Genomic DNA, 13,037 nt, shown 5'->3' with positions numbered 1-13,037 from the left:
GCTCCTAGAAAGTCGATGTTCGCTCGAATCTAGGGGCTAAAATATTATTGTTACTTCTGCACGAATGTTCGTTGCGGTTGTCACTAAAAATAAATGAGATTTAAAAGGGGTTAATATGCTTAAAGTTGGAGTGATCGATTATATAGCGACAGGAGAAGGTCGACATATCTATATAAAAACCGGAACTGAAGACTTTATTCGACGCAACGTTGGAGATTGGCTTTATCAAGGTGCAGACGTATATTCTATCGAAGAATGGTTGGAAATTGATAGAGCCTATGATTCCAGTAATGAGCGAAACTCAGGTGTAGTTATTCTTAAAACGTATGCTCCTGCGTTATGGGATGCGATGGTAAAAGGTTTAGTTATGAAAGTGGATATTGAATACCACGATAATCAAAGCTAACTAAGGCTTCGCTTTAGCGACATTCATGAACCTCATCTTGGTAGATACGTTTTTCACAAGCTTATAAACCTCATTTCGAAACCCCTTTCAAATATTATGCTTCTCAACGAAACGACTTAGTTTGAGAGGCCTGTCATGTGTAAACAATCTAGCTACAGCAAATACCAAAAGCGTGTAATCAAATTTTTAAATGACCAACTTGGTACAGCTACGCCTTTCTCTTACGAAAGAACTCAGACAAATCACCTAAAAGTACTTATAGATGGTGTACCAAAGCCCATTTTTACTGGGTCTACGCCATCAGATTGTAAATCAATCAATAACTTTATGGCTGAAGTAAAGCGTGAAATTAGAGCGAGTAAAGCTGAAGTGGATGATTCGAAACCTACCCCTGAATTACCTAATCCCGTAAAAGCCTCTAACGATAAGCTAATTCAGGGTTGTATTAAATCTTTGCGCACACGCCTACCGGTGTTGAAATCTCAAGAAGAGTCTCGTGTTTTAGAGACTCAAGAGCTAGACGATATCACCCCGAATCGCTTAGACGCGGTAAAGCATTCCATCTCATTCGCACTGCAAGCGCGAAAAGATGGCGTCTATATCAAACGAAATGAAATGAAAGAGCTTGAGCAAGCAATTCTAAAGCATTTAAATTTCATGCTACCAACAATGGCTTACTACTCAGAACTCCTGGTAAATAAAAATAAATATCATCAGAAGAATCTTGAACCTTTACCTGCAGAAACTGTGATGAATGAGTCTGATGTTCGAGAGTTTCGAGCTACTACTGTGGTGAACATAGATTCGCCTTCAAGAGATGTTCCGAATACTGAGAGCTTGGTTACCTCTAAAGTGCGCACGAATTCCCGCACCGTCAAACAAACTAAAGATTCAGCTTCAGAGCTTATGGAGATGTCTACGGATAATCGCGTGTGCATGTTACGACGCTTAACCAAAGTACAGGCGCTGACACTCATTGATGATTTAAATCATGCGTTAGCTTTGAACCGCGAACAAGATATCGAAGCTGTCGTTGAGTTAATCCGTGATAAAGACTTGCCTTTAGAAGCCATTATTTCTCGTTTGGAAGCAGCTTAGAACGGAACCCAATTAACTTATTACCGTTAGCTGCTTGGTATTAGCGGTAAGAACTTAGACGGTGAGCTGCTGCTCATCGTTTTACCTTAAATATAAGAGAACCGAATTGTGTGTTTGACCCAAGATTATTTTGGTGCGCTAGAAAAAGACAAAGCTCAAAAAGAAGCTGAGCAATATCTCCAGCTTGATGAAGTTTGCCTTCAATATGATATAAACATGAATTTTTTGGTTCGCGCGAATCTGATTTTTCATGAGCAAGCAGGAGAGGGGATCATCAACACGGTTAGACCGACAGCAGTTGGTTCCCGCTGGCTAGTTCTAAGTTACCAAACTTGTTATATCCACAAATTGGATATCTCGGAGCTTTTACTTTGGGTAGCTAGACGTCGTTATCAGTTTTATGAAGTATCTTTTTTGGATGAAGCAGATCAAGTACATGTTGGGCACTTAGAGCTTGCTGATCTTAAAACATTTCGGTTTACAGTGCCTCTATGTTATCCACTTGAGAAAACTATCGATATTGAAGACCTCCCAGTTAACTCAAGTGATCATGTATCAAAAAGTTTGGCGTTAAATGGTAAAGCTCTTGATTCGATATTTTGTAACATTATGAGTTGTCGTTTTGTTGTAGATAACCTCGACTTCATCAGAGAAGGCTACCTAACATTTAGAAGCAATTTAGAGCAAGAGCCACGAGAACTACGAAGAGACTTAGAAAAAGCTAAAAGTGACTTAATGAACCAATGGTTAGCTAAGGACATTGATGAAGACACCTTTACTAATAAATTGAATTCGTTAGATAAAAAAACAGAGCGATATTTAGTTTGCTATACAGTTGCTGAGAAAGAGTTTTTTAAGGCTGCGATGCCTGGCATTCCAGAGTCGATGTTTGAAGAACTAGTTAGCTTGATAAAAAGGACTTGAACCAAGGACCTTATGTTTTTTGATATCAATCTCATTAATAGTTTTTGACAAATGATCAGTTGAATCATGATTGGTATCGGCTATTTTACACGCAAATTACGCAGCACTCACAAATCAATAACCACTGCAAATATGGTATTTATAAATTTGATTTGAATCATTACTTAGATAAATAATTTATCAAGCTTCCATTGTGAGGTTTGTGAACGGTGTTCTGTTAATATAGAATGCCGTCGTCTTATTACATACTACTGAATTACTTATATGACCGAACTATTAGCTTCATTTATTGCTTCATTTTCTGCAGAGTCCATTTCAAACAGCTTTATTTATCTAATTTTGTTGTTACTGGTTAGTTCGATCTTGTTGGCTGTATTGGGGAAGGCTCCTCGATTTACTGCAAGCACGACTAATATTTTAACGTCGTTAGGTATTCTTGGTACGTTTGCAGGGATCGTTGTTGGTCTGATGGACTTCGATCCACAAAACATTGATGGCAGTATCGAATCACTGCTTGGTGGTCTAAAAACGGCGTTCCTGACAAGTTTAGCGGGTATGGCTGGCTCTATTTTTTACAAAGCTGCATTAGGTTTGATTCCTCAAAAAGAACTAGAAGAATCAAAATCAGTGGGTCCAGAAGAAATATTCTCTGTTATGTCTCAACAGCTGCAGGCATCGACCGAACAGCTGAACGCTTCAAACGAGTTGCTATCAGCGATTAAAGGTGATGAAGACTCATCATTGACCTCCCAAATTAAGAACCTCAGAACTGACATTAATGATGGTCAAAGAACATTAAATGAACAGTTCAAGCAAACGACAGAGCGTAATGCTGAATTCCAAAGCACACTATGGAAGAAAATGGATGAGTTCGGTGAACTTCTGTCTAAGTCAGCAACAGAACAAGTAATCAATGCGCTAAAAGAAGTAATTGTCGATTTCAACGAGAAGTTGACGGAGCAATTTGGTGAGAACTTTAAGCGTTTGGATGAATCGGTTAAGAAATTAGTGGATTGGCAAGAGAACTACCGTCATCAGCTTGAAGATATGGCGACTAAATACCAGCTAGGCGTTGATGCAATTTCATCTACCGAGAAATCTGTGGCGCACATTAATGAGCGAGCGGAAGCAATCCCTGTAACCATGGAAAAACTGCATCAGGTAATGGAGCTTGGCCATGGTCAAGTGACTGAGCTTGAACAACGTTTGGAAGCATTTAAAGATCTACGTGACAAAGCTGTTGAAGCAATGCCACAAATCCGCGAGCAAATGGATACAACAATGAATGTTATTGGTGATTCAGTTAAAGCAGCTTCTACTCATTATGAATCAATGCTTAATGAATCACAGACAATCATCGACAACTTTAGCTCTACCGCAAACCAGAGTGTTGATGTTATGCGTACTAACTTGGAAGAGGGCGCAACTAAATTAGCTCAGGAACTTACAACAAGTGCAGAGAAAATTAGTACTCAACTGGCAGATGCAAGCGAAGACTTTACACAAGTTACTGAAGAAGGCGTCGAAGACATTAAAGAGAGCTTTGAAGCTGGTGTGAAGAAAATTGCTGAAGATCTCGACACAACAACGAAAGAAATCTCAACAACATTGAGTGCTTCTTCTCAGCAGTTCACGGCAACGACTGAAGAAAGTATGAACACCATGAGAACTAATCTGGAATCGGGTGCTCAGGATATCTCTACTCAGTTAAGAGAAAGCGCGCAAGATATCGGCGGCAAACTTGCAGAAGCTTCATCTGATATTCAGGAGCAAGTAGGCACGGCGACTGGTGGTCTAAGTAATGTAACAAGTCACTTAACTGATACAACAGAACAAATCCGCCAACACCTTGAAGATTCGATTACAGAATTGAATGGTCAGCTACGAGTTTTAGTTGCAGATATTAAAGATGATTCAAAAGAAACTGGCCGCGTACTTAAAGAGGCTAATCAAGAGCTAATTTCAAGTACTAAAGAACTTCAGGTAGAAACCACCTCAGCTATCTCCAAGCTGCATGATCGATTGGAAACCACATTAGAAGATGTTTTCCAAGTTCAAGCCCAAGCGGTAAGACGCACATTCGATAGCTTAGAAGATCAAATCACAGAATCAGTGGGTAAGACTGGCAGCGCGGTAGAGAAGCAGGTTGAAGTTCTTGATTTACAGATGCAACAAGAACTGAACCGTACAATAAGCGAAATGGGTGAAGCTCTAGCGACTGTTACTCAACAGTTCACTCGCGATTACAAAGATCTTGTGCGTGAAATGAATAACGTAGTTAGCAGTCGAGTAGCGTAATTATGGAAAAGCTATTTGGTTCTTCAAAACGCCCTAGTGATAGCGGTGAACATTGGATGTCAGTTTCAGATTTGATGGCTGGTTTAATGATGGTCTTTCTTTTTATCTCTGTAGCGCTTATGCGAGACGCAATGGTTGAGAGAGATAAGATTAAAGAAGTTGCAGAGACTTATCAGCAAACACAAGAAGCTATCTATGTTGCTCTTTTTAAAGAGTTCGAGGTTGATTTAAAAAAGTGGGGGGCTGAGATTGACCGCGATACATTGAGCGTCAACTTCACAGCTCCTGACGTTTTGTTTGCTAATGGTAAAGCGAACCTTACAGGTAACTTTCAAACTATCTTAGACGATTTCTTTCCACGTTATTTGAAAGTGCTCGACAGCTACAAGCCTATTATTCAAGAGATAAAAATTGAAGGGCATACATCAAGTAAGTGGAATCATGATTCTACGGACTATGAAGCCTATTTCAATAATATGCGCTTGTCTCAATCGCGAACCCGCGCAGTTTTAGGCTATGTAATGTTGTTGCCTAACGTTGCTGAACAGCATTATAGCTGGGTAAAAGCTAACGTAGCAGCAGTAGGCTATTCATCTTCTAAGCTGGCAACGAATGAAGAAGGCCTTGAAGACGAAGATCGTTCTAGACGCGTGTCATTCCGCGTCATCACTAATGCTGAAGAACAGATCCGTAAGATTTTGGGTGCTTCATGAAGTTGAGTATAAGTTTTGGCAGTTTGAAAAATGCTATCAACTTGATGGAGCCGGAACAAAAAGGCGAATTCAAGCTTGTGCTACATGAGACGCAAATGGAAAAGCTTGATATAGAGCTTGCCGAAGGCAAAGATGTCGAATTAAAAGACGTTGATGTAGATTCGGGCTTATTGAGTTACAAGGGACGAAACGTTTCTCTCTATATCAAAGCAAACGGCAGCAGTGCGCGTTTCCACGTGGCTGACTGTAAAACGTTACAGAGCATGAGGGCGAACGGTCGCTTTGAGCGCTATGTCGTTACTAATGATACATCAGGTGAGTTTATTGTAGCTTCCGGTTATGGAGAGACGAAGGCTAAGCTTAAAGTTTGTCAAAACTGTCTAAGACAATTGAATTACAAAGGCTGCAATACGGGGACACCGATAAGTTCAATTGTTCAACAATTCGACATGGCTCAATTTTTTGCAACCTACAGTTCATTCTTCCCTCATTTACCTTCTAGGCTCGCTGAAACCGCAGAAACAGGTTACACAGAAGACTGGGCGAAAGTCTCTTCACACTATCGTGTTGAGCAAGACTTTACTTGTCAGCAGTGTCATTTGAAGCTTAGAGCACACCGAAATTTACTTCATGTCCATCATATCAGTGGAGTTAAATCTGATAACCGCCCCAAAAATCTAAAAGCACTCTGTATTGATTGCCATAGCAAACAACCTATGCATTCCCACATGGCTCTTAGCCATGCAGAAAGGCAGTTGATCAACAATTTGCGTCAAGAACAAGGGTTATTGGATGATCTAAGTGGTTGGCAAGAACTATTTGATTATTCGGACCCAGGGGTTCATGGTGTACTTCACGCGTGCAAGCAAGCTTGCTTGAATCGACCTGAGATAAATCACTTTATAATTGATAGGTTTGGTGATTTTGCTGCAAGACTTGAGTTAGCTTGGCCTAAAAACAAATTTGGAGTTGCGATTTCAGAGAATGATATTGAAGACGCACAAGAAGCCGGGTGGGAGGTCGTATCGGTCAATGACTTCTTGCAAAATTATCGTACGCAAGCACATCATTTAAGAGCATAATCGATGGAAATTACACTAGAGACTATCCTGGAAAGGATTATTGCCGTTAATCATGCGTGGAAACTATCACGAGACGAGTTTGGGCGCGATTTTGCTGCGACCAATTCATTTCGTGATACTAAATCCTCTTTACAAGCCACGCTTATTCGTGATTTTCCTGACGAAGTCTATTTGAAAATTGCGAGTGATTCAGAACAGCACGATGAGATTATGTATAGTGTGCGGCTAAATCGCGAGGTGCAGATTAATGGTGTTCCAAGAATCGATGCTGAACACTTACCCGCCAGAATTGCGCAACAAATTTTTACTGAACAAGAAATTACAAAATACTTAAGAACTTAAAGGTTACCCATGTTTGATCATTTTGCTTATATTTCTGGAGATTGGATAACCGATCTAATCATTACTGCAACCCTCATTTTGTTTGCTTTTTTCTTCATTCGAGCACTTGTGTCTACCTACAGCACGAAAGCAAAGTTACGAAGCATTATTAAAATCAAGGAATTGAGCGATGCACTAGTACTTAAACCAGAACAGCTAACGCCAGTGCAGTTGACCTGGGTGACCGAGCATCTGATTTATTCACAAGTGGACGATGGTTTTAAAATTGAAGCCGACGGTAAGCAATGGTTAAGTAAATCGCCAATTTCACTCATGGTTCCTAGCTGTGACACTAACCGATATAAGTTGGTGCCTGCATTACTAACGAGTATCGGTATAACTGGTACTTTCTTAGGTATTACTATCGGTTTGAGTCACTTTAGTATGGCAGGTGACTCGAAAGCATTATTATCCTCTGCGGCAGAGTTACTTGAAGGATTAAAAACGGCATTTTATACCTCTTTAGCTGGCTTAAGCACATCAGCTATTTTCATGGCATTACTTAAGTGGTCATCAAGCTCTATTTCAAATGCTCAGCAACGTTTTCTAGTTAATATATCAAAAGAGTACTTTGAGGCTAGCGCCGTCTATTACCTGAAAGACATGGGAAGCGAAAGTCAGCGAGATGCTATTAATGCACAGTTGCGCTCCGCGGATACCATTGAGTTGATGGGGGCAAATATCGCTGATGCCTTATCTAGTTTTGGGGGTGTTGGTGACTCATTCAATGGTGATGTAATCGCGAGTAAAGTATCAGAAGCCATGACTGGAGCAATTGAAACCCAAATGGTTCCAGCGCTAGATGCAATTAAATCCGAGCTAAGTACCTTAAAAGATATCAAGGAACAGTCTCAGCAAGAGCTAGTAAGTTTACTTGTGAAAGAGATGAAATCTGAACTAATCGAACCTGTTACAGTTGAACTTCAAAAAACAAGTGAGGCGGTGCTAGGAAGTAATGAAGTGACCGCAGAATTGAACCGCAATGTAGAAAAAGTCGTAACAAGTACGGCTGCCACTGTCAGTACGATTAACGATTTCCAAAAAGAAACCATGGTGAAGCTTCAAGAATTTGCTGAGTCATTAAAAACAATCTTAACGAGCTTCAGTGAAGAAACCCAAGGAGCTATGGGAACAATCGCCTCGGAAGTAAAAGAAATGCTTGGTGATGCAACAGACGGTATGGAAAAGCAGAGAATTGCCTTTGAGCAAAGTTCTCAAACAGCAGCTTCAGCATTCCAGGGCATTAAAGAGTCAATGGACGGTGCGCTGAGCGAACGTCAATCGGCTGAAAAGGCCATGTTTGAGAGCGTGACTAGTCGAATCAATACATTGCTAAGTGAAGTTTCAGATTCTTTCGATAATCAAACGCAAGTCATAACTAAAACGGGTGAAGTAGCTAGTGGTTTAATGACACAAGCTCAGAACGATTTCGAGAAGTCAGTTGAAAGCCGCCGCGAAGGTGAAAAGCAGTTGTTTAGCGAAGTAGAGATGAGAATAGGCAATTTGCTTGAGAGTACTCAAACTGCATTTACACAACAGTCAGACACAATCAAAGAAGTTGGTGAGTCTGCTCAGCAATTAATGAGCCAAGCTCAATCTGATTTTGAGAAGTCAGTTGAAAGCCGCCGCGAAGGTGAAAAGCAGTTGTTTAGCGAAGTAGAGGTGAGAATAGGCAATTTGCTTGAGAGCACCCAAACTGCATTTACACAACAGTCAGATACTATCAAAGAAGTCGGTGAGTCTGCTCAACAATTAATGAGCCAAGCCCAATCCGATTTTGAGAAGTCAGTTGAAAGCCGTCGTGAAGGTGAAAAACAACTATTCACTGAAATGGAGAATCGAATCTCACAGCTACTGACGGAGTCTCAAGGTATTTTCCAACAGCAAACAACTACCTTAAAAGAGACTGGCGCTGAAGCAAGTAAACTAATGATTTCAGCTCGTGAAGAGTTAGAACAAGGGTTAGGTGATATCGATGATAAAGTGTTGTCTATGTCTAGAACCGTCCAATCAGAACTAGAAGTGTTCCGTGAACAGTATCAACAAAATCTAACTCGATACTTCAAAGAACAAAATGATCTGCTTGATAGCAGCTTAGGTAAGCAGCGTGATGGTTTAAATGGTGTTGTAGATAACTTCCGTAAAGTTTTTGAGGAAGAGTATCAAACTCGCCACACCTTACTTAAAGAACTAACGGCTCAGTACCAGAATTTAGAGAAGTCAGCAGGGACATTAGAGCGTGTTGCTAAAGCTATCGGCCTGCACGATTCATCAAAAATGGCAGAACTTCAAAACGCAGCCACGACAATGAGCCAAGAAATAAGCTCGTTGAAGAAAGAATACACGACTGCATCGGCAGCCTTCACTCAAGTGACAGAAGAACTACCAAAAGCAATGGACGATTACTACGCACGTGCGACTAAAAGCTTTGAAACATTCTTCAACGACTTTGATCATGCCTCAAGTAAGATCCATAACCGTTTAGCGCAAGCAGCGAACTATTTGGTCAGTGCTCAAGAGGTACGTCAAGAAGTCGTTCAAGATAAGGCAGAAGCATAATGCGTGCGCTTAGAAACTCTTCTGACGCAGGTGACACTGATGAATCAGGGGTTTGGTTATCTATTGGTGACCTAATGTCTGTCCTACTGATGATATTTGCTTTGTTATTGATCAGTGCTTTAGTACAAATTTCGGAAGTATACGAAGAGAGCCAGAATACTCGAGTGGTTATAATCAAAGGCATTAATGATGCGTTAACGTCAGCAGGTATTGAAGTTAAAGCTGATGGAGAAACGGGTGATATATCAATCACGGATTCGATTCTTTTCGACCTAAATGACCACGAGCTGAAGCTATCAGGACAAGAGTTCCTCGAAAAGTTTATCCCTGTTTATTCAAATGTTATTTTTCAGTCGGATGCTACAGCCGATGAAGTAAGCCGCATTGTTATTGAAGGACATTCAAGTTCAGAAGGGGCTTTTGATAGAAATATGGAATTGAGTGTATTACGTGCAAACAGTGTGATTGCATTTGTAAATTCAATGAAATTTGACCATAAACATCAATTTTTTGAAAAAGCTGTAATTTCGGGTCGTGGACCCATTGAAGCAGATCAAAATGAAGCAAAAGCAGCAGACCGAAAAGTTAAGTTTAGATTTCAGTTCAAAGATGATGAGTTTTTGGGACATTTTTCAGAGGTGAAGAAAGTTGACTAGTAACGGCTATAGCTTTTCTCAACCAGAGCTACCTAAACGAGTCAGCTTAATTGAGCAACCACAAAGTTTAGTTGAACAGAGGCTTGTGGATATGCCTTTACCTAGCTTTCCTGCTAAGGGCCTGTTGGAAATAGTTGAGTTGGTCCAACAAGAAAGATATCAGGACATTCACATCTTTGAGTGGCTTGATGTTCTGCAGGATGAAGGTCAGTGGGCAGAATTAGACCAGGCTACACTCTCGAGCGTGCTACCTAGTGTTTGGAAAGGGATTACAGCAAGCCAGAAGCTCAGTGAAATCACATTCTTCAAAATTGCGTTAGCCTTAGATGGAAAGAAGAGTGATATTGTCCCTGGCATAATCAACTCGCTGGAAATTGTCAAAAACCGTACTCAAATGTTAAGTCGGCATGATGCAATAAAAGCGCGTTGGCTACTTGCACTGCAAAGTTCTGACTTAGCCACGCTTGCTCGTTATTGCTATGAGTCGGGTTGTACCGCAGAAGATATGTTGACAAATTATCAACTGCCACTTTCAAATGGCTACAGCAATAACATATCCGAATTCCTATTTGGGTGCCTCGATGTCGCAAACTTAGACAAACAAGACGATCAATGGCTGGCTAGCTACTTCTACAGTTATAAAGTATCTGCTCATCGCATGGATTTTTGTAGAAACTTAATTCTTGAAGTAGGCCATTATAATTATGGAGAAAGCTGTCACCAGATTGTCGAAGCAAATTGCCTTCCATTTAGTCAAAACAGCTATTGGAATCAGTTACCTCATGACGCTAAGGTCATTCTAAAGCAAAAATATGACCTGACTTGTTACTACGACTTACAAACTATATCTTCAATACTCTATTCAAATGAAACCTCTGAAGCATTAGGTTTAACGGAATACGAAGTTGAGCAAATAAAGGACCGATCATTATTTTGGTCAAACTATAGTTCCCGATTTAGTCGCGTAAGAGTGCTACTACCAGTTCAAACTCATGACTATCTTGCTCACAATGACGTTGAGTTGCCAGATTTTATCCACCGCTTTGCGGAAGAAAAACAAAGTAATGTGGAAACCTATGTGTTTGAGCTCGATGGGGTACTTGCTGTTGAATTCCTAAGGGGGGAGACAACAGATACAAGATTCTTTAAGAAGACGAGTATAAACGTACAGCAATTGTTCGATTCACCTTCGATCTCTGTTAATGCTATTAGATCTATGTCGCAGCTTGAGGTACATGATCATTTGGATTATTGGCAGCATTTCTGTGAAAAACTTTTGCGCGAAAAATTATCTGTATTACCAAATAGCGGTACTACTCAGTTTAGGGGGCTTTCTGTCGATTTAGGCCGATATTGGGATGATTTTGGCTTAGCAAAGCTAACCTCGGAAATGCTTTCAGTTAGACAAAAAGCCATGCAAGCATGGATAGAAAAATTTTGGGAAGCAGAATATGCGACCGGAAAATTTGGTGAGATTCGTGGCTTGGCTAAACGTAGCCAAGTTTATCATATGCAAGCGTTGGAGGCCGAACAACTAGGGAATAAGGAAGACTATGAACATTTGATCCGCAAAGCTGCAAATCAAGGCAACCCAGATGCGATGTATAGAACAGGGATCTCTGTCCTTAAGTCAAGTCGTTCTGATCGTAAATTGAAGCAAAGCGGGGAAGAGTGGATCGTCAACGCAGCTAATTTAGGCCATATCGCAGCCCAAGAGTTTGTTAAGAAGTTTAGACTGCCAGGTTTTGCCCCTAAACCAGCAACTCACGACAAGTTGAAAGAAAAAGTAAAACCGTTAAATCAAGACGCATCACTTCGGGAGAAAGCTGATAAGGGCGATATTTTAGCAATGTGTTTATATGGCAATACGCTAATTCCTTCTAGACGTGAATTTGATAAACGCAAAGGACTCGAATACCTGACTAAAGCTTCTAATCAAGCACCTTCGGAATGTAAGCCTAGACTTTGGGAGGCGTATGATCTCGCACTGAATTCTAACAGCATAGATATGGCCTGCGAAATACTGAAATTGTTAGTTCAAGGTGGGGATAATTCTGCATTATTAGAACTAGGGAAGCAGTTAGTTAGAGATGTGTCTGTAGATATTAATGAAGGCTTAACCCTTCTTTGGCAAGCGCATGAAGAGGGAAGTCCAGAGGCTAAAACGGTCTTGTGGGAAACGGTTGAAAAGGCAAGGCATAAAAATGCTGAATCGAATTATAAGACAACGCTACATTACTTATCTGGCATTGGAGAGTTGGAAGCGACCTATCAATTAGCTGCGCACCTTTTAAAATCGGACGATGTGGGAGAGCGCCAGTCCGGTATGGACCTTATGCGTTCTGCAGCAAGGAAAGGACATGACAAAGCTTCGAAGCTATTGCGTTAGCTTTCACAAGCTTACAAAACTCACAGATTTCTACGTACGCCGTAGAATTCGCACATGATAAAATCCAATGAGATAAAACAGTGAAGAACAAAACAATAGCAGCACTTTCAGAAAAGTTGGGCGTGCCAACGCGAGAAACTAAAAAAGCACTGGCATGGGACATCACATCTGGCTTTGGTGTTGTTGTGCAAATCGATCAGCCTAGCACCAGTGAACATGCATTGGTTTGGCTGCCTCACAACATGGACACATTGAAAGAGCTTTCTTGTGAAAAAGTTGTCTACCCAGAAGAAAAGGGTAGGCACAGTAATACATACGCCTCTCCAGGTTTAAAGCGTGGTGATGCGGCTATCCGCGCTAAGATAAAAACAGAAAAAGAACTTAATGAGCTGTTGAGCTTCTTATTCGACCCATTTTACTAGTCTGGGAGATGTTTGGCATTATGGACGTTATTGCACGCTAGCCTGAGCGCTAACTGTGCAATTGTGTGAATAAATGGATGTTATGTGAGCGATGGTCACATCTTGTAAA

Annotated in this window: 11 protein-coding genes; all 11 read left to right on the top strand. The window is 40.8% G+C overall.

From position 1 onward, the window contains the following. The first annotated feature begins 115 nt into the window (after window positions 1–115). The 11 genes from ATB74_RS09375 to ATB74_RS09325 all read left to right on the top strand — a co-directional run bounded on the left by ATB74_RS09375 (window position 116) and on the right by ATB74_RS09325 (window position 12,928). Window positions 116–406 carry a hypothetical protein gene (locus ATB74_RS09375; protein WP_061018162.1) on the top strand — a complete coding sequence of 97 codons (291 nt, stop codon included), beginning with the start codon at window positions 116–118 and terminating at the stop codon, window positions 404–406. Between the two features lie 135 nt (window positions 407–541). After that, window positions 542–1,504 carry a hypothetical protein gene (locus ATB74_RS09370; RefSeq protein WP_061018160.1) on the top strand — a complete coding sequence of 321 codons (963 nt, stop codon included), beginning with the start codon at window positions 542–544 and terminating at the stop codon, window positions 1,502–1,504. A gap of 108 nt (window positions 1,505–1,612) precedes the next feature. Next, a complete protein-coding gene (locus ATB74_RS09365; protein ID WP_061018159.1) occupies window positions 1,613–2,428 on the top strand; it encodes a hypothetical protein in 816 nt (271 codons plus the stop codon). Window positions 2,429–2,692: 264 nt separating this feature from the next. After that, on the top strand, window positions 2,693–4,726 hold the full coding sequence (locus ATB74_RS09360; RefSeq protein WP_061018157.1) for an apolipoprotein A1/A4/E domain-containing protein: 2,034 nt from the start codon (window positions 2,693–2,695) through the stop codon (window positions 4,724–4,726). Window positions 4,727–4,728: 2 nt separating this feature from the next. Next, window positions 4,729–5,439: an OmpA family protein gene (locus ATB74_RS09355; RefSeq protein ID WP_060467617.1), complete on the top strand. Its 711-nt coding sequence runs from the start codon at window positions 4,729–4,731 to the stop codon at window positions 5,437–5,439. Continuing rightward, the gene (locus tag ATB74_RS09350; RefSeq protein ID WP_061018156.1) at window positions 5,436–6,521 is read left to right on the top strand and encodes an HNH endonuclease; all 1,086 of its coding nucleotides are present in this window, start codon (window positions 5,436–5,438) and stop codon (window positions 6,519–6,521) included. The genes ATB74_RS09355 and ATB74_RS09350 overlap by 4 nt, the downstream gene beginning before the upstream one ends. Window positions 6,522–6,524: 3 nt before the next feature. Beyond that, complete coding sequence (locus ATB74_RS09345) at window positions 6,525–6,863, top strand: hypothetical protein (RefSeq protein WP_061018154.1); 339 nt, start codon at window positions 6,525–6,527, stop codon at window positions 6,861–6,863. Window positions 6,864–6,872: 9 nt separating this feature from the next. Continuing rightward, on the top strand, window positions 6,873–9,461 hold the full coding sequence (locus ATB74_RS09340; protein ID WP_061018151.1) for a hypothetical protein: 2,589 nt from the start codon (window positions 6,873–6,875) through the stop codon (window positions 9,459–9,461). After that, window positions 9,461–10,117, top strand: a complete 657-nt coding sequence (locus ATB74_RS09335) for an OmpA/MotB family protein (protein ID WP_061018150.1) — start codon at window positions 9,461–9,463, stop codon at window positions 10,115–10,117. The genes ATB74_RS09340 and ATB74_RS09335 overlap by 1 nt, the downstream gene beginning before the upstream one ends. After that, a complete protein-coding gene (locus ATB74_RS09330; protein ID WP_061018149.1) occupies window positions 10,110–12,506 on the top strand; it encodes an EH signature domain-containing protein in 2,397 nt (798 codons plus the stop codon). The genes ATB74_RS09335 and ATB74_RS09330 overlap by 8 nt, the downstream gene beginning before the upstream one ends. A gap of 80 nt (window positions 12,507–12,586) precedes the next feature. Next, entirely contained in the window at window positions 12,587–12,928 is a 342-nt protein-coding gene (locus ATB74_RS09325) for a hypothetical protein (RefSeq protein ID WP_061018147.1), read from the top strand. Window positions 12,929–13,037: the final 109 nt, after the last annotated feature.

The organism is Vibrio splendidus, assembly GCF_001557875.1.
Classification (GTDB): domain Bacteria; phylum Pseudomonadota; class Gammaproteobacteria; order Enterobacterales; family Vibrionaceae; genus Vibrio; species Vibrio splendidus_F.
Note: the sequence above shows the minus strand (reverse complement) of the source record. Positions and strands in the feature narration are given on the sequence as shown.

Excerpts from the sequence above, each read along its gene's own strand:
- ATB74_RS09350 (WP_061018156.1), top strand. The coding sequence starts at position 5,436 with ATGAAGTTGAGTATAAGTTTTGGCAGTTTGAAAAATGCTATCAACTTG.
- ATB74_RS09335 (WP_061018150.1), top strand. The coding sequence starts at position 9,461 with ATGCGTGCGCTTAGAAACTCTTCTGACGCAGGTGACACTGATGAATCA.
- ATB74_RS09345 (WP_061018154.1), top strand. The coding sequence starts at position 6,525 with ATGGAAATTACACTAGAGACTATCCTGGAAAGGATTATTGCCGTTAAT.
- ATB74_RS09375 (WP_061018162.1), top strand. The coding sequence starts at position 116 with ATGCTTAAAGTTGGAGTGATCGATTATATAGCGACAGGAGAAGGTCGA.
- ATB74_RS09355 (WP_060467617.1), top strand. The coding sequence starts at position 4,729 with ATGGAAAAGCTATTTGGTTCTTCAAAACGCCCTAGTGATAGCGGTGAA.
- ATB74_RS09360 (WP_061018157.1), top strand. The coding sequence starts at position 2,693 with ATGACCGAACTATTAGCTTCATTTATTGCTTCATTTTCTGCAGAGTCC.
- ATB74_RS09370 (WP_061018160.1), top strand. The coding sequence starts at position 542 with ATGTGTAAACAATCTAGCTACAGCAAATACCAAAAGCGTGTAATCAAA.
- ATB74_RS09340 (WP_061018151.1), top strand. The coding sequence starts at position 6,873 with ATGTTTGATCATTTTGCTTATATTTCTGGAGATTGGATAACCGATCTA.